This window comes from Geoalkalibacter sp., from assembly GCF_030604225.1.
GTDB lineage: Bacteria > Desulfobacterota > Desulfuromonadia > Desulfuromonadales > Geoalkalibacteraceae > Geoalkalibacter.
On the sequence record NZ_JAUVWH010000032.1, the window covers coordinates 1 to 23811 of the forward strand.

The window sequence follows — 23811 nt, forward strand, 5'->3', positions numbered from 1 at the left end:
CGCCGGTAGCGCGCCAGAGGCTCCAGGGACCGCATCCGTTCCTCCTCCTCGGCGGGGCGGTAGCGGCCGGGATCGTCGGAGGTGGTATGCGGACCGAGACGGTAGGTGAGCGCTTCGATGAAGGTCGGACCTTCTCCGGCGCGGGCCCGCTGCAAGGCCGTGGCGGTGGCGAGATAAGCGGCAAAGGGGTCGTTACCGTCGATCTGGATGCCCGGCATGCCGTAGCCCACCGCCTTGGCCGCCAGGGAGGCGGCGGCGCACTGGGCGCGGCGCGGCACCGAAATGGCCCAGGCGTTGTTCTGACAAAAGAAGATGACCGGCGCCTTGCGCACCCCGGCGAAGGTCAGCGCCTCGTGGAAATCGCCCTTGCTGGTGGCCCCGTCGCCGAAGTAGCAGAGCACCGCGTCCCTGCGGCGTCGGTAGGCGATGCCCATGGCCAGGCCCGTGGCGTGCAGGGTATGGGTGCCGACGGGCACCGCCACCGGCAAAAAACGCAGGGTCCGGGGCAGCCGGCTGCCCTCCTCGTGCCCCATCCAGTAGAGCAGGATGCTCTCCAGGGGCACGCCGCGCACCAGGGCCACGGCCAACTCGCGAAAGGAGGGCACCACCCAGTCGTCTTCGCCAAGGGCCAGGGCGCTGCCCACCTGACAACCCTCCTGCCCCTCCACCGGCGGGTAGGTGCCCAGCCGCCCCTCGCGCTGCAAACTGAGGCAGGTCTGGTCGACCAAGCGCGCCGCGAGCATCCAGCGAAAGATCCGCCGCAGGCGCTCCTCGTCGAGGTCGGGGAGCAAATCAGGGTTGGCCCGCCCCTCGGCATCGAGAACCTGCAAGGTTTTTCCTTTCAGGGGATCGAAATCGGTGAATTCCATGCAATCTCCAACGCTTGTGGCGAAAAGAAACCCTTAAGGGATAGACTAACAGGCGTTGAAGGTGGTGCAAGGAACGGATTTGCGTCCGACCAGGATTGCTGCCCGGGTTGACAATCAATGCAAAAGCGCTAAGAGTTAGCAAATGATTATTGAATCCGCACCGACCAATTCCACCTCCCCCACAAAAGCCCCGATGTACCTATTCGGCTACGGCTCCCTGATGAATCGCACCAGCGCCGAAAACGTCCTCAAGCGTCCCCTCTTGTCAAACGACCTCATCCCCGCGCTTCTCCATGGTTTCCAGCGCTGCTGGAGGGCCAAGGAGGAACTTTTTTTCGAATTCCTGGGGCGCAAAGCCCAGGGAGTTTTCCTCGATTTACGGGAGATCCCCCATGCGCGGGTGAACGGGGCTTTAATTCAAGTAACACCCGAGGAACTGACGCGCCTCAAACTGCGGGAAAAAAATTACCAGTGCATCGATGTGAGCCTGGCGATAACCGAGCTTCCTCCCAGGGGCCGAGTCTATACCTTCCGTTGCCGACCTGAGCATTGGTTGCGCGAGGGTGAGACCGACGCTTTCATCCCCGCGCGTTACATGCAAATGGTCCGGAGCGGCTTTCAGGAAGTCGGTCCCGCGTTTTTGCGGCTCTACGAGGAAACCACCGAGCCATCGCAACTGCCCGTCCTCAACGGGAGCTACCGCTTTGTCGATCCCATCCAGGCACTACACGTCTAGCCCTTGCAAGGACACTGCCCATGGGAAAGAATCTCAGCATCAAGGTTCACACGGCCGGCCTCTGGAAAGCCGGCCAATCCAGTCCCGAACCTGGACGCATCGTGGTCCCAGGTCGCACGGGTCTGGACCTGTTTTTACCCCCAGGCCTAGCCTTGGCCGATTTTGAAAAGGCCTTGCGTGCCGCGGCCCGGCAACAGGCACGATTTTCCTCTCTCAAATGTTGTTTCGATGGCTTTTCCCTGCTGTTTTTCTCCCTGGTCTTTTCCGTCGGCATCGCCACCCTCTTTGGCCTGTTGGGGCTTTATGAGGACTTGTTCAAGCGTCTGCTGATCGAAGGGAATCTGGTGGGCACGGCCCAGCGCGCCTGGTTTGTGCTCAGCGCCTTGCTGTTTGTCTTCATGGTGACCCTGGTCCCGTCGGTGCTCGCCGGCGAGGACAGCAAATTCCGCGAATGGCTCCAAAAATGGTACAACCACGCCCAACGGGTGCAGCGGCGCATTCTGCGGACGGTCAGCCTCCTGCTGCGCGACGAGGTGCCGGAAATCCGCCTGTGGAATTGCGGCGCTTTTGCGGAGGACAGCTGGGTCTGGAATAGCCTGGTTCCAGCCTTGCGAAATAGCCGCACCGACCTCGCCCTGCATGTGGGCATCGGCCAGGAGCGACAGACCCTGGCGCGTCTCGGCAAAGACGCGACGTCCAACTCCTGCGAACTGGTCCACGGCCAACTCGCCGAAGGGTCCGAGGAGCTACCCATCGAGCTTCTTCCCCGTGTTCTGGAAATGATGGACAGCGGCGATCAGTTGCTCCTGGATCTGCTCATCCTGTGCTCCACGGATACCCTGCCCCCTGCCTGGCGCAAGACCTTATCGGCGGGAGATGCGCGCCTGCGGGGCATGATATCCCTGGGACTTGCCGAGTTTGTCCTCTTCAGATTCGGCTCATCCCTGCTTCCCGATCAGGCCGAGGCCACCACCCACGCCCTCGCCGCTTTCGTCCGTCGCTGTCAACATGATTATCGCCTGCTGATCCGGGAGCAAATCGGGCAACACAGCCTGTCACGCCTGGCTGCCTGCCTGGAAAAAGAGACCGAGCGGGTGCGAAACCGGTTTGTCCATCTTCGCGACCAACTTGAGTCCGAACTCCCCGTTTTCTTGAAGGCCAATACGGACCCGCTGGCCGGCCTGGTCCTGTTGGGCTTGAGCGAATCCGCCGGCCTGCCGCCGAGGGCGCGCCAAGCGCTGCTGGAAAATCTCCTGGAAACCTCCCGCCGAGAGGAAATGTATTTTTTGGTCCCTGCCCTCTGGCGCGTCCTCGCCCAGGATCGCGACACCGCGGAACCCGGCAATCGACTCTTGACCTATGGCGGGTTGAGTCTGCAAAGTCTGCAGCATCTCTGCGAGTTGCTAGAACGTTCCGGCTGCTTTGACGAGGCGCTGGATCTGGCGCGCCATCTGCGCCCGGTGCATCCCGCCAAATATGCCATGGATATTGCTCGCCTGCTGGAACGCACCGGCCAGTACGATCAGGCATTTGCCGCCTTGCGGGACGAACCGGGCTTATGCACTCTGCGCCGGGCCATTCCCCCGAACGAAATTGCCCTGCGCTACAACCTGCATTTGAGCTGGACGGTGGTCAGCGGCCGCCTGGAACAGCACAAGGCCGAGGGTGCGGCAGCCCTGGAGCAAGCCCGCGGCATCCTCGACCAATGCCTGGATCAACAGCGCGACCCCTACCTACTCTGGCGTTATCACAACAATCGCGCGAACTACGCCGAGTGGGACGAGGACCTCGTGACCTGCATCGAAGAACATCACCGCTGCATCGAGATTCCCGGCATCGAGCAGAAATGGCTTAGCGGTTCGCAGGTCAATCTGGGCATTGCCTACCGCATGCTGTTCCGCGCAACCCAGGACCCCGGCGCCATGGAAAAGGCCCTGCATTTTGCCCAGGAGGGCCTACGCCTCAAGCGCCAGATCGGCGATTACGATGAACTGCCGGTGACCCTACACAATGCCGCCCTCACCCTCCTGGAAGCTCATTTATCCTTCGCCGACGCGCATTTCCAGATCGATCTGAACCAGGCCCTTGCCATGACCGAACAGGGCCTCGACATACTGGCCCGCACCGTGTCGACAAAAAAGCAAGGTCTGCTGCTCGCCGAACGCTGCATTCTTGCCCAGCTGCTAAACGTTGACCCTGCGCAACGCGCCGCATTCGGCAACGCCCTGCAGAAATGGCTCGAACAAGCGCCGACTCTGGCGCCGGCCGATCTCAAAGTGGTGCGGGAGATTCTGGCCCGCGCCGAAACTTCGGTTGACTGCGGATCTCCTTAAAAAAAAACGCCACGGATCAGGTGGCGAATGAGCAGCGGATGGCCCGGGCACGATAAGTGCGCCACCCGAGCCTATGCTTTTCGTCGTCTTCGGTAGGGAGAAATGCTCCTGCCTATTCCTTCCAGTCCCGTTCCGTTATGCTCTTGGGATTATGCACCTCAAACACCTTGCGGATTTCTCCCGCGATAGCCCCTGAGGCAATGACCTTGACTTCCTTCTTTTCCTTATCGATGAAGATTTTTTCCCTGGGGAACCCAGCGACATCGAGATTTATGATCTCATTCTCGACGTTTTTGAGCACATCCTCGCTTTCAAATGCTGCGGTCAGGGTCTTGTTCATGTGATTTCCTCCTCGATTAGGTAATTTTTCTGTTCCAAAACAGACACTTAACCTAATCCCCATTTTAACAGGTCAGCGGCTTTGTCAAGGAGGTTTTGACGAATGAAGATCGAATATGCTCCCATCGGCATCATCCGCTCGCCCTTCGCCGACCCGCGGGGCATGCCGATTCAGCCGGCGGGCGCGCTTGGCGTTGAGGGTCGCATCGAAATATTTCCAGAGTTTCAGGAAGGGCTCCAAGATCTCGCCGGCTTTTCCCATCTCATCCTGCTCTACCATTTTCACCGCAGCCGGGGTTACAGTTTGCGCGTCGAGCCCTTCCTGGACAGCCACCCGCGCGGGCTGTTCGCCACCCGCGCGCCTCGGCGGCCCAACCCCATCGGGCTATCCGTCGTGCAACTCGACAGGATGGAGGGCGGCGTCTTGCATATCCGCAATATCGACATCCTCGACGGCACGCCGCTTCTGGACATCAAGCCCTATGTGCCTGATTTCGATGCACCGCGCGAGGTGCGCGTCGGGTGGCTGGAAAAGAGCGGAAAAACCGTCGCGGGGCAAAGATCTGATGCGCGATTCACCAAGGAGCATCAGACATAAAGCATGTGGAAGAAATCGCCATCCCTGCCCCTTCCCCTTCAATCCACCTTGAGCAGCGCCACCTCATGCGGCGCGAGGCCCACCTGCACGCAGGCGCGACCGCCTGCTTCCACCACCGCGAAGGTGCGGTCGGGACGCAGCAGGTCGCGCAGGTGGGTGCCCGGCGCGCTCAGGTGGCGATCCACGGTGATGAAATCGTGCCGTTCGCGAGCTTCGAGATTGAGGCACACCAGCACCTCGTCGCTGTCGAGAATGCGCGAATAGGCCAGGGTACAGCGACCGTCGCGGGGATGGCCGAAATCCTGGCCGTTGCCGGAGATCTCGCGGAAATACTGGCGCCCGTAGCGTAGCGCCGGCTGCTTGGCGCGCACCTTGGCGACGGCGCGGATGCCGCGATAGATGGGATGGCCGGGGTTGAAGAAATGCGCGCCGCTGGTGTCGAAGGCGCCCCAGGCCCCGCCGAACATGCATTCGCGCAGATAGCGGTCGTCGGGTCCGGCGCCGTCGAAGCCCTGCTCGGTGCCGTAGTAGAGACAGGGGACGCCCTGGGCGGTGAGCAGGTAGGCGCAGGCCAGCACCGTCTGCTGGGGAAAGGGACTGCCGGCGCTGAAGCGCTTGTGGTCCTTGCCCACCTGGTCGTGGTTATCGACGAAGGTGACGAAATAGCGCCCCGCCTCGCCGTGGTCGCTGTACACCTGGCGGAAGGCCTCGTAGCGGCGGCGCAGGGCGACCGGATCGGCCAGCCCCTTGATGACGTTCTCAAGCACGAAGTACAGGGGAAAATCAAGGGCCGCGTGCAGGGACGGAAAGCGCTCGCTGGTGCCCTCGATGCGGCTGTTGCGGCCGATGTATTCCTGAATCAGCGCATCGTCGCCGACGATTTCCCCGAACAGGAAGAAGTTGTGCTTGCCCACGCGCTTGGCGTACTCGCGGATGGCGTTGCAGAAAATGGCCGTGGCCGAGCTTTCCATGTGCTTGACCGTATCGACGCGGAATCCGTCGATGTCGGCGTTGACGATCCAGTACTTGTAGATCTTGATCAGGGTGTCGAGAACGCGCGGATCGGGCAGATTGAGTTCCTTGAGGCTGTAGAAATCGCCGTCACGCGCCTGCGCCGGATCCTGCCAGTCGGTGATTTCCCCCTGGCGCTTGAACAGATCCGGGTCCTGGAGTTCCACCGGCCAGACGGCATCCTCGCGCTGAAAGCCCGCCGCCGGATCCTGCCGGCGCCAGAAGCCGAAGGGAAACCTCCGGCCGCCGCTGTAGAAATAGGGATGGCCGCCGGGATAACCCCAGACATCGCCGCTGTGATTGAGCACGATGTCGAGGATCACGTACATGCCGCGCTGATGGGCGGCGGCGGTCAGGCCACGCAGATCGGCGAGGCTGCCGAAGCGCGGATCGATCCGTAGGAAATCCTGGATGCCGTAGCCGTGATAGGTATCGTCGAGGTCGAGGCGGTTCTGGAAAATCGGGCTGAGCCAGATGGTCGTGAAACCCAGTTCGCGGATGTAATCGAGGCGCCGCGTCACGCCGCGCAGGGTACCGCCCTGGAAGCGCTTGCCCTGGGCCGGGTCGCGACCCACGGGGGTGCCGAGGGGATCGTAGGCCGGTACGCCGGGGCGGTTGTCGTCGAAGCGATCGACGAGCAGGAAATAGATGGCCTGATCGCGCCAGTCCAGGGGCGAGGGATGCAGGGGATGATTGGGATGATAATCCAGGTTGACGACGGAATGGGGGGCGGGGCTCATGGCAAACCTCCAGGGACGAAACCGAAGGGCCTGCGCGGGGGGATGGCAGCGGCGGCTGTGTTCAAGATTAATGCGCCGCCCCTATCTGTCAAGCAACCGACCGGCCCCTCCCCTGCCCGGTTCTGGGTTTATTCCGGCGGCGCTTTCTGATACTGTCGCTCTGATCGTCCGTTCAATTCGGGAGCCGCCGGAGACCTCCATGCCAGAACCGCCCGCCACCCCTCAGCGCCAGATCCTCATCGTCGATGACGACCGCGGCTTTCTCGCCTACCTGGAAAACTACGTGCGCGGCTGCTGCCCGGATCTCGCCGTGCTGACCTGCGACAATCCCGTGCAGGGCCTGGCCGCCATCAACGCCGAACTCGAACTGCTGCTGCTCGATCTGGAGATGCCGGGCATCGACGGGTTCAAGATGCTCGGCTACGCCGTGGCCAAGGGCTTGAGCAAGAACCGCATCATTATCCTCTCGGGGCGCGATGCCGACTACCTGCACCAGCGCTTTCCCATGGGCAGCTGCCTGGCGGTGCTCAACAAGCACGAAGCACGGCAGAAGGAAGTCCTGGATATGATCTTTCGTGCCTTGCAGCGCAAATACGGCGGGAGTTGATCAGGGGCGGGGAAAGAGCACGATGTGGCGCACGTCGGAGCGGATGCCGATCTTCTCGCCGATGGCGTGATTGCAGTGGCTGGGCACTAGGGCCTGGACCAGGTCGCCGCTGATCAGGCGCAGGGTGTAGAGGATGCTGGCGCCGCGAAAATTGCGCCGTACCACCTCGGCCTTGACCGGATAGTCGTCGTCGTGCACCACGTCCTCGGGCCGCACCAGCACGCTCACCGCGCACTCGTCCACGCAGGGTGCGCTGAAATCGCCCTGCAAGACGCCCAATCCCGTTTCCACCCTGCCCCCCGCGCGCACCACGCCCGGCAACAACACCCCCTCGCCGACAAAACTGGCCACGAACGGATCCGCCGGACGGTGATAGAGCTCGTGGGCACCGGCCCATTGCAGCATTTTGCCGCCGGACATGACGCCGATCTCGTCGGCCACGGCAAAAGCCTCGTGCTGGTTGTGGGTGACGAACAGGGCGGTGGCGCCGTAGGCCTTGAGGATATCGCGCACCTCCAGGGAGAGGCGCTCGCGCAGGGTGACATCGAGATTGGAGAAGGGCTCGTCGAGCAGCAGCAGGTCGGGACGCGGCGCCAGGGCTCGCGCCAGGGCGACGCGCTGCTGCTGGCCGCCCGAAATCTCGTGGGGATACTTGTGCTGTTCCTTCTTGAGCCCCACCAGTTCGAGCATCTCATGGACGCGGATGATCTTCTCGCCCTCATCGCGCTTGCGCAGGCCGAAGGCGACGTTATCGAAGATGCTCAGATGGGGAAAGAGGGCGTAGTCCTGAAACACCATGCCGATGCCGCGCTTGGCGGGCGGCAGGGTGTTGTCGGGGCGGCTCACGGTGCGGCCGTTGAGGCGGATTTCCCCGGCCAGCAAGCTTTCAAAGCCGGCGATGGTGCGCAGCACCGTGGTCTTGCCGCAGCCGCTGGCGCCAAGCAGGCAGCCGATACGCCCCTTCTCCAGGCGCAGGGACAGGTTGTCCACCACCAGATGGCTGCCGTAGGCCTGGCTGATGCCGGCGAGTTCGAGAACGGTCTGGGTCATTCCTTAGCTTCCTCGTTTGTGCAAATGCCGCGGGGCGGGGCGGCTTCGCTTGCGGCAAAAACTCGCCTGCGGCTCAAAAATTCGCCGCTGCGCTAACGCGGTTCACGGATTGGGATATTTTACTTCTCCGCATGTCGCATGAACAAAATAATGGGAATCAGGCCGGCCAGAACCAGGGCCAGCGCCGGCAGGGCGGCGCGCTGCCATTCGCCCTCGGCGGTCAGCTCGAAAATCTTCACCGCCAGGGTATCCCAGCCGAAGGGCCGAGTCATGAGGGTGATGGGCATCTCCTTCATGACATCGACAAAGACGATGGTCGCCGCCGTGAGCAGGCCGCCGCGCAGCATGGGCAAGTGCACGCGAGCCAGCAGCGCCGCGCCGCGCAGGCCGGAAAGGCGCGCCGCCTCGTCGATACTCGGCGTGACGCGGTGCATGGCGCCGTCGACGGGCTTGAAGCCGGGAGCAAGAAAGCGCACCAGATAGGCGAGCAGCATGATCACCACCGTGCCCTGCAGCAGCGGTCGCAGGCGCAGGCCGAAGAGGTTTGCGGCGACATCGATGAGCAGATTGTCGAAGGCCGCCAGGGGGATGAAGATGCCCACCGCCAGCACCGCGCCGGGCAGGGCGTAGCCGAGATTGGCGACCCGCACCAGGCCGCGGGTGAGGGGATCGCCGTGACGCCGCGCGGCATAGGAAAGCACCAGCGCGGTCAGGCAGATCAGCCCCGCCGCCGCCAGGCCCAGGGCCACCGAGCGCCCCAGCAGGCCGAAATAGCGGGTGTTGAATTCCTCGGCGTAGGCCGCCAGGGCCCAGAGGCTGAGCTGCGCCGCCGGAATGCCGAAGGCCACCAGAAGCACCGCGCCGGCAAGGAGGCTCGCGCCCCAGGCGCGCCAACCCTGAAGTTCCATGCGCGTGGTGTGCGCGGCGGAGCGTGCGGTGGCAAAACGCCGCCGCGCCCGCAGGCGTTGCTCCACCACCACCAGGAGGAACACCAGCAGCACCAGCAGCGAGGCGAGCTGCGCGGCGGCGTTCAGGGAAAAAAAACCGAACCAGGCTTTGTAGATGGCGGTGGTGAAAGTGTCGTAGTTGAAGATGGACACGGCGCCGAAGTCGGCGAGGGCCTCCATGAGCACCAGCAGCACGCCGCCGGCGATCCAGGGTCGCGCCATGGGCAGCGCCACGCGAAAAAACCCCTCGCGGGCGCCGCAGCCCAGGGATTCGGCGGCCTCCAGGGCGCGCCGCCCCTGGGTCTGGAAGGCATTCTTGGCCAAGAGATAGACATAGGGATAAAGAGCCAGGGACATCACAAGAATCACCCCGGGCGTGGAGCGCACCGCCGGAAACCAGGCATCGCGCCCGAACCACTCGCGCCACAGGCTCTGCACCGGCCCGGCGAAATCGAGCAGGCCGACGAAGACGAAGGCCAGCACATAGGTGGGCATGGCCAGGGGCAGCAGCAGCGCCCAGGAAAAAAAGCGCCGCCCGGGAAATTCGCAGGTCGCCGTGAACCAGGCGAGACTCACCCCCAGCAACAGGGTCAGGCCGCCCACGCCGACTACCAGCCACAGGGTGTTGAGCAGCAGCCGCGCGAGCAGGGTCTGGCGCAGGTGCTGCCAGATCTCGACGGCCGGCGTCAGCCAGGAGACGCAAACCACCGCCAGCGGCACCACCACCAGCACCGCCGTCGCCAGGGCGAACAGGCGCCAGCCGTCCCAGAAGCGCGGTCGAAAAGGCCCGGAGCGGGCACGCCCGAGGGGCGGCCGCTCCGGGCTGGAGCTGGTGGTCAGGGAAGAAGAATCAGACACCTTGAACCATTTTCTCGTCTCGCCGCCTAGCGGTAGCCGGCGCGATCCATCAGCTTGATGGCTTCGCCCTGAAGCTCACCGGCGCGCGAGACGTTGATGGGATTTTGCTTGAAAGCTCCCCAGGCGGCCACGTCGGCGTGGGGCGCCACCCGCGGGTTGACCGGGTATTCCATGTTGGCGTCGGCGAAGAGGTTCTGCGCCTGCTCGGACGCGAGCCATTCGAGCAGCTTGATCGCGCCCTGGGGATTGGGAGCATGGCGAGTCACCCCGGCGCCCGAGACGTTGACGTGCACGCCGCTTCCCTGCTGATCCGGCCAGAACAAAGCCAGGGGCAGTTCGGGCTTATCCTTGAGCAGGCGACCGAAATAGTAGGTGTTGACGATGCCCACATCGCCCTGACCGGCGGCAATGGCTTCCATCACCGCGTTGTCGTTGGCGAAGGGCGGCGCGGCCAGGTTGGCGATCCAGGCGCGCACGATCTGCTCGGTCTTCTCCACGCCATGCTCGGCAATCAGCATGCCGACGAGGGACTGATTGTAAACCTTCTGCGAGGTGCGCAGCAAGAGCCGGTTCTTCCATTGCGGTTCACCCAGGGCCTCGTAGGTGGAAAGGTCCTCCGGCTTAACCCGCTCGGTGCTGTAAACAATGGTGCGCGCCCGCAGGGACAGGCCGAACCACTGGTTGCCCGGATCGCGCAGGTGCTCGGGCACGTTGGCGGCCAGCGCCGCCGATTCCACCGGCTGCAACAGGCCTTCCTCGGCGGCCTGCCAGAGGTTGCCCGCATCCACGGTCAGCAGCAGGTCGGCGCGGGTGTTGCGTCCTTCGGACTTGAGGCGTTGCAGCAGCGGACCTTCCTTGTCGGTGACAAAGGTCACCTTGACGCCGGTGTCGCGGGTATAGGCCTCGAAGAGGGGACGGATGAGATGTTCGTTACGCGCCGAGTAGACCACCACCTCCTCGGCCAGGGCGGCGACGGGAACCAGGGACAACAGGACCAGCAATACACTCAGACACAGGGACAAGCGTAGGGACATGACCGGACTCCTTCAAAAAGATCGAGAATTTGACTTGCGTTTTCAACTTTTACTGAAAAGCGTTTTCAAAGTCAAGATCTAAATGCTGAAGGGGGCGAACCCCGCGCCGGAGATCGCCCCCTTCGTGTAAAAGATAAAACGTTTCTAAAACTTGACCGCCGATTGCGCCTTGGCCATTTCCACACTGACCACCGGCGGCACCGCCTCGCCGGTACGCTGATGAATGTCATCGAGGGTTGCCTGGCTGAAGGAGCGATACATCAGCCGGGTGCTCACCGTGTAGTCACCCTTGGCGGGCAACTTGATGCGATAGACCTCGGTATCCTTGCCCTTGGCGGGGATGCGCCGGTCGTAGCCGATGCCCTGGGCGCGCCAGCTCTTGCCCGTCAGCTGGCCGTCCTTGTCGCGAAACAGCAGGCGGAAGAAGGTCGCATTGGGATCGACATGATTTTTGTCATCCACCTGCCCGGAGGCATAGACCAGCTTGCCGGCGCTGTCCATCACCTCCACCTGTAGCCACATCTTGCGGATATAGGTGGTGCCCGTGGGAATCTTGTGCCCGGCGCCGACATTGTGCACATCGACGGTCAGCTCCAGGTTGCCCTCGGCATCGACCTTCGGCGCAACCTTGAGTTGGGCGGCGGCGCGCAGCATCTCCCGGGACCGCTCCGCCTGCTCCTTGTTGCCCAGCTCATCCTGAATATAGGAACTGCCGCCGACAAAGCCGTGAAACGCGATACTGTCGCGCAGCTTGCCCATGCCGGCGGAGCGGCCGGGCGTCGGGGCCACACCGGGCGTGGGCGTCATATGGCAGTTCTGGCAGGTGATGCCCTGCTTGCCGTAATCGTTGTTCTTCCAATCCTCGTAGGTATCGATGATGTGCACGCCGTTGGCGGGATGCACCACCATGTGGCAGGAGCCGCAGAATTCGGCCTTGGTGTGAATGTCGGAGTAAGTCACTTCATGATAGAGGGATTCCCCGTCGCCCCGGGGACCACGCTTGACGTTACCGGGCTCTGAGACGTGACCCATGTTAAATACCTGGGCGACACCGGTCACGGTGTGACAGAAATCGCAGGAAATGCCCTGGCGCGAGGTTTCGTCAAACTTGCTGCCGTCGGCGGGCGGCAGCTGCCCGGTGCGCGCGGCGATGGGCGCATGGCAGGGTCCGCACAGCATGTCGGTGGCACCCTCGGTCTCCTTGTGCGCCATCTGGAAATCGGCCTGGTACCACTTGTTTTCCCAGGCGTAGGCATGCATTGACTTGGACCAGGCATCGTGAATGTCGCGATGACATCCCGCGCAATTTTTCGGGTTATCAAAGGAACCCGGCGCAAATACCTGGGGCCCTTGCGCGACGGCCTCAGCGGCCGCTGGTGCGGCAGCCTGCGCCTCTGCCTTGACGGGCGCCGCGCTGCTATTATCCAGCGACGAGGATTTGGGCATACCGCACCCGAACACCACCAACATGGCAACGACCAATCCTCCCCACAAACCCAGACCTTTCATGCGACAACCTCCCAACAATGAATGAATAAAAAACCAAATACCCGAGAAATTTTAACGCCCCGGCTCATCTCGTCAACCTGGCGAGGGCGATTTTCAACCAGGGCCTACTTGGCGAGCCCGGTGAACCTGGCATCCCTGAAACAAAAACGCCCGTACCCGGGGCGCATGAAACGCCGGGCACGGGCAAAGCTTTTCTGAAAAAATCTATTGTTCTTAGTCAGCCGCCGGCACCCCGCCCGTCAGGGGTAAGGAGGTTTTGCCAGGCATCTGCCGGGAAAAGCGCGGAATGCCGCGAAAGCAGTGGACCAGATGGCGCACGGGGATCTTTGCGCCGTGGAGGTTGCCGACCACCGTGGCGACGATGGACAACGGCAGGGCCACCACCAGGGGATCGACCACCGTCCACAGGGTGTCGCCCGCCAGGGAATCCACGCCGAACAGCGCCTGGCAAAGCATGAGCGACTTGGATTCCTTGATATGGACAAAGAAGATCCAGAACAGGCTCACCAGGGTGCCGGTGGCAAAACCCGCCCAGGCGCCGGCGCGGGTCATGCCGCGAAAATAGATGGCGCCGAAGTACATGGGCAGAAAGGCCGCCGCGCAGATGCCGAAGAAGATCGCCGTGCCGTGGGCGATGATGGCGGTGCCGCCCTCGAAGAACACCGGCAGGGCCGAGGCCAGCCCATAGCTCAGGGCGATGGCGGAAAACACCGCGACCTTGTTGATCAGCAGGGAGTTTCCCCGGCGTCCCAGGGCGCCCTCGTAGAGGTCGCGCCCGAGGGAGGTGCCCATGGTGTGAAACTGGGAGCTCAGGGTACTCATGGCCGCCGAGAGCATGGTCACCATGAAGATGGCGGCGAACCACTGGGGCATGGCCTGGCCGATGTAGAGGGGGATGATGGCGTCGACCTGCTTGCCCGCCGCGAGCAGCGCGATCTGCCCCTGGGTGGCGGGGTTCTCGTAATAGAAGAACACGTTGGCCAGCGGCCCGACGATGAAGGCCACGCCCACTGCCACCAGGATGAACACCCCGCCGATGAGCACCGCGCGGTTGAGCTCGCGATCGCTCTTGACCGTCATGAAGCGCACGATGAGCTGCGGTTGGGCGAGCACGCCGATACCCACGCCGAGCACGATGGTGGTCACCACCACCAGCCAGTATTCGGACATGAAGGCCGGAAAGGAGGTCCAGCCGGTATGGCCCTTGGCGCCGAACATGGAGATGGCGATGTCCTTCATGCCCGTGAGGCGCTCATGGGCGGCCGTCACCCCGCCCAGGCGGTAGTAGGTGAAGACCAGCAGGGTCACCATGCCGGCGAACATGATGCTGCCCTGGAAGGCGTCGGTGTACATCACGCCCTTGATGCCGCCCATCACCACGTAGAGCGCGACGATGAGGGTCAGCACCAGCAGGGCCATCTGGTAATCCACCGCGAGAATCTGCGCAATGAATTTTCCGCCGCCCATGAGCACCACCGCCGCATAGAGCGGCATGGCGGCGAAGATCAGCAGCCCCGCCGCGCCCTGCAGGCCGCGTGATTGGAAGCGCAGGCCGATGAACTCGGGGAAGGTGTGGGCGTTGAGGTTGGCGCCCATGACGCGGGTGCGCCGCCCGAAAAAAATGAAAGCGACAAAGATGCCGACGAAGATGGTGAGAAAGGTCAGCCACAGCAGACCCATGCCGAACACCGCCGCCGCGCCGCCGAAGCCGATGATGGCCGAGGTGCTGACGAAGGTGGCGCCGTAGGACATGGCCATGACGAAGGGATGGCTTTGGCGCCCCGCCACCAGATAATCGGAACCCGTGTGGGTTTCGCGCCAGGCCTTATAGGCCAGCCCGGCCAGAATCAGCAGATAACCGGCGACGACAACGCTCAGCAGCAGCGGACTCATGGCGTCAGTTCTCCCCGCGCGCGGCCCGGCGCGGCCGGGTTTCCTCGGGGCACTGGCCGCGATTCCAGTTGAGCACCCCGTAGACCACGCAAGCCAGGGTGCTCAGGATGCACAGGGCAAAACCCAGGGGCACGGCGATTCCTTCAAGTCCGAACATGGCAAAATCCTCCAGGCGGGCCAACCATCGAAAGGGTCGAAGACGCGCCCTCTCCAGTTGAACCTTGATTTGCAGTAGGTTTTACACGAGAATTCTCGATTGATCCAATTGAACTTTTCAAAGACCTTGTTCGATTTTTTCGAACACTGGAGCGCCCCATGGAACTCAACCAGCTCAAATCCTTCCTCACCATCGCCCGCGAGCGCAACCTGACCCGCGCCGCCGATCAGCTCAACCTCAGCCAGTCGGCCCTCTCCACCCAACTCAAGCAGCTCGAAGGGGAACTGGGCGTGAGCCTGTTTCGCCGCACCGCGCGCGGCATGGAACTAAGCGAGCACGGCGGCGAACTGCTCCCCCTCGCCGAGGAGGTGCTCGACATGGCGCGCCGCCTGCGCCGTCGCGCCATGGAATTGCATCAGGGGGTGGGCGAATCCCTGTGCATCGGCCTCAACACCGCGCCGGACTTTCTGCGAGTGAGCGCCATCAACCGCCGCCTGTCCCTGCTGCATGCCGACCTTAACGTCGTCTATCACACCAGCGAAACCCTGCGCACCGCCGACCTGCTGCGCCAGGGGCGTCTCGACCTGGCGTTTTTCTACGGCAACGCCGCCGACGCCGACATCCGCCATCTGCTGCTGGCGTGGATCCGCATCTGTGTGGTCATTCCCCGCCGCCTGGCACCGGAAGGGGCGACTCTCACCTGGGAGAACGTAGCCGCCCTGCCCTGGATCTGGGTGGCCAACGACAGTCCCCTGTACGCGGCGCTCCTCGACAAGCTCGAACGCCTGCGCCTGCAACCCAACCAGGCGGTGACCGCGGCCGACGAGTTCATCGTGCGCGCCCTGTTCCTCGACGGCCAGGGCGTCGCGGTGATGCGCGAGGACGAGGCCCGTCCCCTGGCGGCCGAGGGCCAGGCGCGCATCTGGGAGCAGGGCTGGATGACCCTGCCCCTGAGCCTGGCCTGGCTGGAGAAAAACGACGGCAAGAAGAAAATCCGCGCCGGGCGCGAAGTCATCCGCCACATCTGGCAGAGCGAATTGCAGGACGCGGGGGACACGCCCATCCATTTGTGATCGGGGGATTTGTAGGGGCGGACCGGTGGGTCGCCCGGGCGAGGCAGCGCCTCGCCCCTACGATCCCCATCCTGCGCATTGTCTTTTTACTCGCGCTTCCGCTATAATGCGCACCTGCATTGCGAACCAGGCAACACCCACCTTCATCCACACAGGGAGAACACCATGAAAGTCGGATTGGTCGGATGGCGCGGCATGGTCGGCTCGGTCCTGCTCGACCGCATGCGCGAAGAAGATGATTTCCAGGGCGTCGAACCGGTCTTTTTCTCCACCTCCCAGGTCGGCGGCCCCGCGCCCATGGGCGGCGGCACCCTGCAGAACGCCTCGGATATCAATAAATTGAAGCAGCTCGACGTGATCATCACCTGCCAGGGCGGCGACTACACCAAGGAAGTGCATCCGGCCCTGCGCCAGGCGGGCTGGAAGGGCTACTGGATCGATGCCGCCTCGTCCCTGCGCATGGAGAAGGACGCCGTCATCATCCTCGACCCGGTCAACCGCCGCGTCATCGACGAGGCCCTGGCGCGCGGCGTCAAGGACTTCATCGGCGGCAACTGCACGGTGAGCCTCATGCTCATGGCCCTGGGCGGACTGTTCCGCGCCGGGCTGGTCGAATGGCTCAGCACCATGACCTATCAGGCGGCCTCGGGCGCCGGCGCGCCCAACATGCGCGAGCTGCTCAGCCAGATGGGCGTGCTGCACGGCGCCGTCAAGGATCTGTTGGCCGATCCCGTCTCCGCCATTCTGGAAATCGACCAGAAGGTCAGCGCCGCCTTGCACGGCGATGCCCTGCCGAAAAAAGAATTCGGCTTTCCCCTGGCCGGCAACCTGCTGCCCTGGATCGACCGCGAGGTGGAAGACGGCCAGAGCCGCGAGGAATGGAAGGGCTTTGCGGAGACCAACAAGATCCTCGGCACCAGCTCGCCGATCCCCGTCGACGGTATCTGCGTGCGCGTCGGGGCCATGCGCTCCCACAGCCAGGCGCTCACCATCAAGCTCACCAAGGATGTGCCCATCGGCGACATCGAAAACCTCATCGCCAACGACAACGAGTGGGTGGAACTGGTGCCCAACACCAAGGCCGATTCCCTGGCGCGCCTCACCCCGGCCTACACCTCGGGCACCCTGCGCGTGCCCATCGGCCGCGTGCGCAAGATGAAGATGGGCCCCCAGTATCTCTCCGCCTTCACCTGCGGCGACCAGCTGCTGTGGGGCGCCGCCGAGCCCCTGCGGCGCATGCTGCGCATCCTCAAGGTACAAGGCTAGATTTAGAAAAAACGTCTCAACGCAAAAAGGGCGACCTCCCAGGGTCGCCCTTTTTGCGTGGCAATCAATCCATCCGCATCAAGCCGCGCGCACCTCGCGGCCGGTCTTGTGCAGGTAGTAGTCGTAATCACCCTCGTAGGCGCGCATCTCGCCGTGATCGATTTCGAACACGCGGTTGACCAGGGAGCGCAGGAAATGGCGGTCGTGGCTGACCAGCACCACCGTTCCGGCGAAGTTTTTCAGGGCGTCGAGGAGAATTTCGCGCGACTGGATGTCGAGGTGGTTGGTGGGTTCGTCGAGGATCAGCACATTGAGGGGCCGCGCCAGCAGGGTCGCCAACACCACGCGGCTTTTTTCGCCGCCGGAGAGCTTGTCGATACGCTTGTCCACGGCATCGCCGGAAAACAGAAAGGCGGCGCAGAGGTTGCGGATCACGCCGATGTTGGCCTGGGGCATGGCGTCCTGCACCGTTTCGAAGACGGTCTTTTTGGGATCGAGGACGTCCAGGGCATGCTGGCTGAAATAGCCCAGGTGGACGTTGGCGCCGATGGTCGCGCTTCCAGCGGTCGGTTCGGTTGAACCAGCCAGCACCTTGAGAAAAGTCGACTTGCCCGCGCCGTTGACGCCCACCACGGCGATTTTCTCGCCGCGCCGGATGAGCCCCGACACCCCGCTGAACACCGGCTTCTCGCCGCCCTCGGGCAGCTGCCAGGTCTTGGCGAGGCCAGCGATCTTGACCACGTCGTCGCCGCTGCGCGGCGGCTCGGCGAAGGCAAAGCGAATGCTGCGCTGCTCGGGGGGCAGCTCGATGCGCTCGATCTTCTCGAGCTTCTTCACCCGCGACTGCACCTGGGCGGCGTGGGAGGCGCGCGCGGCGAAGCGGGCGATGAATTCCTCCTCCTTGGCGAGCATCTCCTGCTGGCGCTGGTAACTGGCCAGCAACTGCTCGCGGCGGATCTCACGCTCGCGCAGGTAGAAATCGTAATTGCCGCTGTAGGTGGTCACCGTGCGGTTGGCGACCTCGATGATGCGCGTGACGATGCGGTTCATGAACTCGCGATCGTGGCTGGTCATGAGCAGCGCGCCCTTGAACTCGGTGGACAGCCAATTTTCCAGCCAGATGATGGACTCCACATCCAGATGGTTGGTCGGCTCGTCGAGCAGCAGCACGTCGGGATTGAGGGTCAGGATTCGCGCCAGGGCGATGCGCATCTTCCAGCCACCGCTGAAGCTCTCCACCGGCCGCTGATAGGCATCGGGGCCGATGCCGAGACCGGTCAGCACCGCCTGGGCGCGACTTTCCAGATCATAGCCGCCGCGCTGCTCGAACGCCTCCTGGGCATCGCCGTAGCGCGCCAGCAGCTCGGCCAGGGCCTCGTCGCTCATGGGCTCGCACATGGCCGCTTCCATGGCCTGAATCTCGGCGCCGAGGGCCATGGTTTTCTCCGAAGCCGCCATGACTTCGGCAAGGGCCGAGCGCCCGGCCATCTCCCCCACATCCTGGGAAAAATAACCGATTACGGTCTTTTTGGCGCAGGAGATTTCCCCAGCGTCGGCCTGCTCCTCGCCGGTGACCAGGCGAAAGATGGTGGTCTTGCCCGCCCCGTTGGGCCCCACCAGGCCGCTGCGGCTGCCGGGCAGAATCTGGAAGCTAGCGTTGAGAAACAGCACCTGGTTGCCGTGCTGCTTGCTGATGTTGGTGAGATGAATCATGACGACGCCCCATACAAGGAAGGGGTGCGGCATACCGCACCCCCCAGATGTTGTTTTTATCGTCTCTTTTTTTAGACGCTGGTTTTCTGGGTCGGGACGCGCCCGCCGCGGTTGCGGCGACGGCGGTTGCGTGCCGCCGGCGGCGCCGCCTCCGCGCGTCCGGCGCCATCGGATTTTTGCCGTTTGGGCTCGGCGGCTCCCTTAGGTCCGGCGGCGTTTTCCGCGCGCGCTCCCACGGCGGGCACGGCGGCGCGGCGCGGCGCCGGCTGACGCGGCGGACGCGCGAATTCCTGGTCCTTGGCCGGAGCCGGGACAGCGTAATCAAAGCTCGCAAGCCTGCGCCGTTCCACCGCTTGACCCAGGGTCCGCTCGATGGCCTTGACCATGGCGCCGTCGTCTTCCGTCACCAGGGTGAAGGCGTCGCCGTTGCGCGCGGCGCGGCCGGTGCGGCCGATGCGGTGGATGTAGGCCTCGGGGGTGTCGGGAATGTCATAGTTGACGACATGGGACACCTGGCTCACATCGATGCCGCGCGCGGCGATATCGGTCGCCACCAGGATCTGGAAGCTGCCGTCGCGAAAGCCGTCCAGCGCGGCCTGGCGCTTGTTCTGCGACAGGTTGCCCTGCAGCGAGGCCGCGCGATAGCCGAGTTTGCCCAACTGTTCGCCGAGGCGCTTGGCGCGGTGCTTGGTGCGGGTAAAGACCAGCACCGACCCGGTATCCGTGTGCCGCAGCAATTCCAGCAGCAGCGGGGTCTTGAGGTGCTGCGCCACGGGATAGAGGGCATGGCTGACGGTGCTCGCGGCGGTCACGGTGCCGACCTGAACGGTCACGGGATCACGCAGGACCTCATGGGCGAGATGGCGAATCTCGGCGGGCATGGTCGCGGAGAACAGCAGGGTCTGACGCTGGGGCGGCAGGTGCTTGAGAATGCGGCGGATGGCCGGAAAAAAGCCCATGTCGAACATCTGATCGGCCTCATCGAGGACCAGCACCTCAAGGTGAGAGAGGTCGATGGTACCCTGGCCGATGTGATCGAGCAGGCGGCCGGGGCAGGCGACGACGATCTCCGCGCCCTGCTTCAATTTGTTGATCTGCGGGTTGATGCCGACGCCGCCATAGACGGTCAGGCTGCGCAGCCGAGTCTTTTGCCCCAGGGTGATGAAATTGTCGTTGATCTGCTCGGCCAGCTCCCGCGTGGGCGCGATGATCAGGGCACACACCCGACCGCGAACGCCCTGGCTCAGACGATGGAGGATGGGCAGCGCGAAGGCGGCGGTTTTGCCGGTGCCGGTCTGGGCCAGGCCCATGACATCTTGTCCCTGCATGACCGCGGGAATGGCTTGAAGCTGAATCGGCGTGGGGGCGGTGTAACCGGCGGCGTCGATGCCGGCGGCAACTTGGGGGTGAAACGAAAATGCGGTGAAACTCATCTAACTCTTATTCCTTATTCCTGTTTTCCCGACAAAAAAAGCCCCGGAGGATTCCAGGGCTTACGAGGGATTCGTTTTTTCCGGGAACATCTGGTTAAACAGAGCAGACCTTAACAGCATTGCCATCATCCCGTCAAGCCAATTCTGGCGCGGGGAATTGTGAAAATTTTCACAGGAACCGACATTTTCCCTCTTTTCCCGGAGTTGAAAAGGATTTAAACTCGTATACGCTATGTTTGTTTTTCCACGTCGGTCTGCCACAAGGAGAGGAGAGATGCGGGGAGAGGAACGTATCAATGTTTGCCAGGCGGTGATGCACGGAAGCAGTCGCATCCTGAAAAACGTCCGCAAGCACGAGGAAGGACGGGTTCTCAAGTGCGACGACCGGGGTTTCGAGGTCGAGGTGGGAGCCCGCCAGGAGCGCTGGCCCTTCGACGACGTCGAGATCAAGGAGCACTGAGGGTTCAAAACCGACCCGCAACGAAAAAGGCCTGCGCATGCAGGCCTTTTTCGTTGCGGGTCGCCGCCCGGATCAATGAATCGCGGCGTGGAATTCCTGAAGGCTCAGCACCCCTTCCTGCCCCCGGCGCCGCGCGGCAATCCCCTTGGCCGCGGCAATCGCCGCCGCCGTGGTGGTGATGTAGGGAATCTTGTAGCGGATCGCCGTCTTGCGGATGTAGGAATCATCATGAGCGCTCAGGCGGCCGATGGGGGTATTGACCACCAGCTGGATCTCGCCGTTCTTGATGGCGTCGGCGATATTGGGCCGCCCTTCGTGCATTTTCTGGATGGGCTCGGCGGGGATGCCGCGAGACGACAAAAACGCCTGGGTCCCGCGAGTGGCGCGGATCCTGAAGCCCAGGTCGGCAAACAACCGCGCCGCTTCCAAGGCCCCGGCCTTGTCCTGCTCCGCCACGGTGATCAGCACCGTGCCTTCGAGGGGCAGCATGGCATTGGCGCCCTCCTGGGCCTTGAAATACGCAAGCCCGTAGCTGCCCGCCAGACCCAGCACCTCGCCGGTGGAGCGCATTTCGGGACCGAGCACCGGATCGACTTCAGGGAACATGCTGAAGGGAAAAACCGCCTCCTTGACACCGAAGTGGCTGAAAGCGCGCCGCGCGAGACCCTGCTCGGCGAGTTTTTTTCCGAGCATGGCGGCCACGGCGATGCGCGCCATGGGGATGTTGCACACCTTGGAGACCAGGGGCACGGTGCGGCTGGCGCGCGGGTTGGCTTCCAGGATGTAGACCTGCCCGCCGGCGATGGCGTACTGGATGTTCATCAGTCCCACCACGCCCATTTCCACGGCGATCCTGCGGGTGTATTCCTCGATGGTGGCGATATGCTCCTGGGCGATGGTCACCGGCGGAATGACGCAGGCCGAATCCCCAGAATGCACCCCGGCCAGTTCGATATGCTCCATCACCGCCGGGACGTAGGCGTCCTTACCGTCGGCGATGGCGTCGGCTTCGGCCTCGATGGCATCCTGCAGGAAACGATCGACGAGAATCGGCCGCTCGGGAGAAATCTCCACCGCCTTGGCCAGGTACTCGCGCAGCATGGACTCGTCGTGCACCACTTCCATGGCCCGGCCGCCGAGCACGAAGGAGGGCCGCACGATGAGCGGATAGCCGATGCGCGCGGCAATCTCCAGCGCCTGCTCTTCGGTGGCGGCCATGCCCGACTCGGGTTGGGGAATGCCCAGCTTGGCCATGATCCGGTTGAACTGATCGCGGTCCTCGGCCATGTCGATGGTCGCCGGGCTGGTGCCGATGATGCGCACCCCGGCCTCTTCGAGCTCACGGGCGATGTTGAGCGGCGTCTGGCCGCCGAACTGCACCAGCACGCCCTCGGGTTGTTCCTTTTCATGGATGGAGAGCACATCCTCCACGGTCAGCGGCTCGAAGTAGAGCTTGTCCGAGGTGTCGTAGTCGGTGGAGACCGTCTCGGGATTGCAGTTGACCATGATGGTCTCGTAGCCCGCCTCGCGCAGGGCAAGGGCGGTGTGCACGCAACAGTAGTCGAACTCGATGCCCTGGCCGATGCGGTTGGGTCCGCCGCCGAGCACCATGATCTTCTTGCGCGCCGACACCGGCACCGAATCGGGCGCGTTGTAGGTCGAGAAATAGTAGGCGGCGTTCTCCACCCCGCTCACCGGCACCGCTTCCCAGGCCTCGACCACGCCGAGCGCGGTGCGTTTCCGGCGCACGGCGTTTTCCGCCACGCCGAGAATCTGCGCCAGATAGCGATCGGCGAAGCCGTCCTGTTTGGCGCGCGTCAGCAGCTCATCGGGCGGCAGGCCGCCCTTGTATTTAAGAATCTCTTCCTCCAGTTCGACCAGTTCCTTCATCTGCTGGAGAAACCAGGGCTTGATGTAGGTCCGGGCGTAGAGCAACTCGATGTCCGCGCCCTTGCGCAGCGCTTCATACAAAATGAACTGGCGCTCGCTGGACGGCTCGGCCAGCAGCTCAAGGAGTTCCTCCAGGGATTTCTGGTGGAAGTTCTTGGCGAAACCCAGTCCGTAGCGGCCGTTTTCCAGGGAGCGGATGGCTTTGTGCAACGCCTCCTTGTAGTTCTTGCCGATGCTCATCACCTCGCCCACGGCACGCATCTGGGTGCCGAGTTTGTCATGCACGCCCTTGAACTTCTCAAAGGCCCAGCGGGCGAACTTGACCACCACGTAATCCCCCGACGGGGTGTACTTGTCGAGGGTGCCGTCGCGCCAGTAGGGAATCTCGTCGAGGGTCAGGCCCGCGGCGAGCTGCGCCGACACCAGGGCGATGGGAAAGCCCGTGGCCTTGGACGCCAGGGCCGAGGAGCGCGAGGTGCGGGGATTGATCTCAATGACCACCACCCGGCCGCTCTTGGGTTCATAGGCGAACTGCACGTTGGTGCCGCCGATCACCTCGATGGCGTCGACGATGCGGTAGGCGTAATCCTGCAGGCGCGCCTGCAACTCGGCGTCGATGGTCAGCATGGGCGCGGTGCAGAAGGAATCGCCGGTGTGCACGCCGACGGCATCGACGTTTTCGATGAAACACACGGTGATCTTCTGGTTCTTGGCGTCGCGCACCACCTCCAGTTCCAGTTCTTCCCAGCCGAGAATCGACTCCTCGATGAGCACCTGACTCACCGGGCTCGCCGCCAGACCGCGGCTGACGATGGTCTCGAACTCCTCCAGGTTGTAGGCGAAGCCGCCGCCGGTGCCGCCCATGGTGTAGGCGGGCCGGATCACAACCGGCAGGCCGATGCGACCGACGATCTCCATGGCCTGCTCAAGAGTCGTGGCGATCTCGCTGCGCGGCGTCTCGATGCCCAGCCCGGCCATGGTTTCCTTGAAGGTTTCACGGTCCTCACCGCGCTTGATGGCGTCGAGATTGACGCCGATGACGCGCACCCCGTATTCGTCGAGGATGCCGCGCCGCGCCAGTTCGCTGGAGAGATTGAGCGCCGTCTGCCCGCCCAAGTTGGGCAGCAGGGCGTCGGGGCGCTCTTTCTTGATGATCTCGGTGAGACTCGCCACGTTGAGGGGTTCGATATAGGTGGCATCGGCCATGCCCGGGTCGGTCATGATGGTGGCGGGATTGGAGTTGACCAGAACGATCTGGTAACCGAGCTTGCGCAGCGCCTTGCAGGCCTGGGTGC

The 23811-nt window shown here is 63.4% G+C and carries 19 protein-coding genes; 7 read left to right on the forward strand and 12 right to left on the reverse strand.

Features of this window, described 5'->3' with window-relative positions:
• The coding region (locus QAT43_RS05425) for a thiamine pyrophosphate-dependent enzyme (RefSeq protein WP_305042031.1) at positions 1 to 869 on the reverse strand (869 nt) is incomplete at its 3' end.
• 220 nt (positions 870 to 1089) lie between these two features.
• On the opposite strand from QAT43_RS05425, the gene QAT43_RS05430 reads away from it, so the two are divergent.
• Together QAT43_RS05430 and QAT43_RS05435 are read left to right on the forward strand one after the other, a co-directional pair.
• On the forward strand, positions 1090 to 1605 hold the full coding sequence (locus QAT43_RS05430; RefSeq protein WP_305042032.1) for a hypothetical protein: 516 nt from the start codon (positions 1090 to 1092) through the stop codon (positions 1603 to 1605).
• A 20-nt stretch (positions 1606 to 1625) separates the two neighbouring features.
• On the forward strand, positions 1626 to 3938 hold the full coding sequence (locus tag QAT43_RS05435) for a tetratricopeptide repeat protein (RefSeq protein WP_305042033.1): 2313 nt from the start codon (positions 1626 to 1628) through the stop codon (positions 3936 to 3938).
• Between the two features lie 112 nt (positions 3939 to 4050).
• Here QAT43_RS05435 and QAT43_RS05440 read toward each other — a convergent pair whose 3' ends face one another.
• Complete coding sequence (locus QAT43_RS05440) at positions 4051 to 4278, reverse strand: hypothetical protein (protein WP_305042034.1); 228 nt, start codon at positions 4276 to 4278, stop codon at positions 4051 to 4053.
• A 102-nt stretch (positions 4279 to 4380) separates the two neighbouring features.
• Between QAT43_RS05440 and tsaA the strand changes: the two genes are divergently transcribed.
• Positions 4381 to 4875, forward strand: a complete 495-nt coding sequence (tsaA, locus tag QAT43_RS05445) for a tRNA (N6-threonylcarbamoyladenosine(37)-N6)-methyltransferase TrmO (RefSeq protein WP_305042035.1) — start codon at positions 4381 to 4383, stop codon at positions 4873 to 4875.
• Between the two features lie 38 nt (positions 4876 to 4913).
• Here tsaA and QAT43_RS05450 read toward each other — a convergent pair whose 3' ends face one another.
• Positions 4914 to 6626, reverse strand: a complete 1713-nt coding sequence (locus tag QAT43_RS05450) for an alpha-amylase family glycosyl hydrolase (protein WP_305042036.1) — start codon at positions 6624 to 6626, stop codon at positions 4914 to 4916.
• Between the two features lie 199 nt (positions 6627 to 6825).
• Here QAT43_RS05450 and QAT43_RS05455 point away from each other — a divergent pair, with 199 nt between their 5' ends.
• Positions 6826 to 7233, forward strand: coding sequence for a response regulator (locus QAT43_RS05455; protein ID WP_305042037.1), 408 nt, complete (start codon positions 6826 to 6828; stop codon positions 7231 to 7233).
• Here the strand turns inward: QAT43_RS05455 and QAT43_RS05460 are convergent, their stop codons facing one another.
• From QAT43_RS05460 to QAT43_RS05485, 6 genes are all read right to left on the reverse strand, one after another.
• Positions 7234 to 8283: an ABC transporter ATP-binding protein gene (locus QAT43_RS05460; protein ID WP_305042038.1), complete on the reverse strand. Its 1050-nt coding sequence runs from the start codon at positions 8281 to 8283 to the stop codon at positions 7234 to 7236.
• A gap of 119 nt (positions 8284 to 8402) precedes the next feature.
• Entirely contained in the window at positions 8403 to 9962 is a 1560-nt protein-coding gene (locus QAT43_RS05465; protein WP_442900214.1) for an ABC transporter permease, read from the reverse strand.
• Positions 9963 to 10114: 152 nt separating this feature from the next.
• On the reverse strand, positions 10115 to 11122 hold the full coding sequence (locus tag QAT43_RS05470; protein WP_305042040.1) for an extracellular solute-binding protein: 1008 nt from the start codon (positions 11120 to 11122) through the stop codon (positions 10115 to 10117).
• A gap of 144 nt (positions 11123 to 11266) precedes the next feature.
• Positions 11267 to 12631: a multiheme c-type cytochrome gene (locus QAT43_RS05475; protein ID WP_331517509.1), complete on the reverse strand. Its 1365-nt coding sequence runs from the start codon at positions 12629 to 12631 to the stop codon at positions 11267 to 11269.
• A gap of 213 nt (positions 12632 to 12844) precedes the next feature.
• On the reverse strand, positions 12845 to 14524 hold the full coding sequence (locus QAT43_RS05480) for a sodium:solute symporter family protein (protein WP_305042041.1): 1680 nt from the start codon (positions 14522 to 14524) through the stop codon (positions 12845 to 12847).
• A 4-nt stretch (positions 14525 to 14528) separates the two neighbouring features.
• A complete protein-coding gene (locus tag QAT43_RS05485) occupies positions 14529 to 14681 on the reverse strand; it encodes a symporter small accessory protein (RefSeq protein WP_305042042.1) in 153 nt (50 codons plus the stop codon).
• Between the two features lie 158 nt (positions 14682 to 14839).
• Between QAT43_RS05485 and QAT43_RS05490 the strand changes: the two genes are divergently transcribed.
• Entirely contained in the window at positions 14840 to 15754 is a 915-nt protein-coding gene (locus tag QAT43_RS05490; RefSeq protein WP_305042043.1) for a LysR family transcriptional regulator, read from the forward strand.
• Positions 15755 to 15919: 165 nt separating this feature from the next.
• Positions 15920 to 17020: an aspartate-semialdehyde dehydrogenase gene (gene asd, locus QAT43_RS05495; protein WP_305042044.1), complete on the forward strand. Its 1101-nt coding sequence runs from the start codon at positions 15920 to 15922 to the stop codon at positions 17018 to 17020.
• Between the two features lie 78 nt (positions 17021 to 17098).
• On the opposite strand, the gene QAT43_RS05500 is transcribed toward asd, so the two are convergent.
• Both QAT43_RS05500 and QAT43_RS05505 read right to left on the reverse strand, forming a co-directional pair.
• Positions 17099 to 18733, reverse strand: coding sequence for an ABC-F family ATP-binding cassette domain-containing protein (locus tag QAT43_RS05500; RefSeq protein WP_305042045.1), 1635 nt, complete (start codon positions 18731 to 18733; stop codon positions 17099 to 17101).
• Positions 18734 to 18804: 71 nt separating this feature from the next.
• A complete protein-coding gene (locus QAT43_RS05505) occupies positions 18805 to 20166 on the reverse strand; it encodes a DEAD/DEAH box helicase (RefSeq protein WP_305042046.1) in 1362 nt (453 codons plus the stop codon).
• A 274-nt stretch (positions 20167 to 20440) separates the two neighbouring features.
• Between QAT43_RS05505 and QAT43_RS05510 the strand changes: the two genes are divergently transcribed.
• Positions 20441 to 20626, forward strand: a complete 186-nt coding sequence (locus QAT43_RS05510; RefSeq protein ID WP_305042047.1) for a hypothetical protein — start codon at positions 20441 to 20443, stop codon at positions 20624 to 20626.
• Between the two features lie 72 nt (positions 20627 to 20698).
• On the opposite strand, the gene carB is transcribed toward QAT43_RS05510, so the two are convergent.
• A partial coding sequence (carB, locus tag QAT43_RS05515) for a carbamoyl-phosphate synthase large subunit (protein WP_305042048.1) occupies positions 20699 to 23811 on the reverse strand: 3113 nt, incomplete at its 5' end.

Excerpts from the sequence above, each read along its gene's own strand:
- QAT43_RS05430 (WP_305042032.1), top strand. The coding sequence starts at position 1,090 with ATGAATCGCACCAGCGCCGAAAACGTCCTCAAGCGTCCCCTCTTGTCA.
- QAT43_RS05435 (WP_305042033.1), top strand. The coding sequence starts at position 1,626 with ATGGGAAAGAATCTCAGCATCAAGGTTCACACGGCCGGCCTCTGGAAA.
- QAT43_RS05440 (WP_305042034.1), bottom strand. The coding sequence starts at position 4,278 with ATGAACAAGACCCTGACCGCAGCATTTGAAAGCGAGGATGTGCTCAAA.
- tsaA (WP_305042035.1), top strand. The coding sequence starts at position 4,381 with ATGAAGATCGAATATGCTCCCATCGGCATCATCCGCTCGCCCTTCGCC.
- QAT43_RS05450 (WP_305042036.1), bottom strand. The coding sequence starts at position 6,626 with ATGAGCCCCGCCCCCCATTCCGTCGTCAACCTGGATTATCATCCCAAT.
- QAT43_RS05455 (WP_305042037.1), top strand. The coding sequence starts at position 6,826 with ATGCCAGAACCGCCCGCCACCCCTCAGCGCCAGATCCTCATCGTCGAT.
- QAT43_RS05460 (WP_305042038.1), bottom strand. The coding sequence starts at position 8,283 with ATGACCCAGACCGTTCTCGAACTCGCCGGCATCAGCCAGGCCTACGGC.
- QAT43_RS05470 (WP_305042040.1), bottom strand. The coding sequence starts at position 11,122 with ATGTCCCTACGCTTGTCCCTGTGTCTGAGTGTATTGCTGGTCCTGTTG.
- QAT43_RS05475 (WP_331517509.1), bottom strand. The coding sequence starts at position 12,631 with ATGAAAGGTCTGGGTTTGTGGGGAGGATTGGTCGTTGCCATGTTGGTG.
- QAT43_RS05480 (WP_305042041.1), bottom strand. The coding sequence starts at position 14,524 with ATGAGTCCGCTGCTGCTGAGCGTTGTCGTCGCCGGTTATCTGCTGATT.
- QAT43_RS05485 (WP_305042042.1), bottom strand. The coding sequence starts at position 14,681 with ATGTTCGGACTTGAAGGAATCGCCGTGCCCCTGGGTTTTGCCCTGTGC.
- QAT43_RS05490 (WP_305042043.1), top strand. The coding sequence starts at position 14,840 with ATGGAACTCAACCAGCTCAAATCCTTCCTCACCATCGCCCGCGAGCGC.
- asd (WP_305042044.1), top strand. The coding sequence starts at position 15,920 with ATGAAAGTCGGATTGGTCGGATGGCGCGGCATGGTCGGCTCGGTCCTG.
- QAT43_RS05500 (WP_305042045.1), bottom strand. The coding sequence starts at position 18,733 with ATGATTCATCTCACCAACATCAGCAAGCAGCACGGCAACCAGGTGCTG.
- QAT43_RS05505 (WP_305042046.1), bottom strand. The coding sequence starts at position 20,166 with ATGAGTTTCACCGCATTTTCGTTTCACCCCCAAGTTGCCGCCGGCATC.
- QAT43_RS05510 (WP_305042047.1), top strand. The coding sequence starts at position 20,441 with ATGCGGGGAGAGGAACGTATCAATGTTTGCCAGGCGGTGATGCACGGA.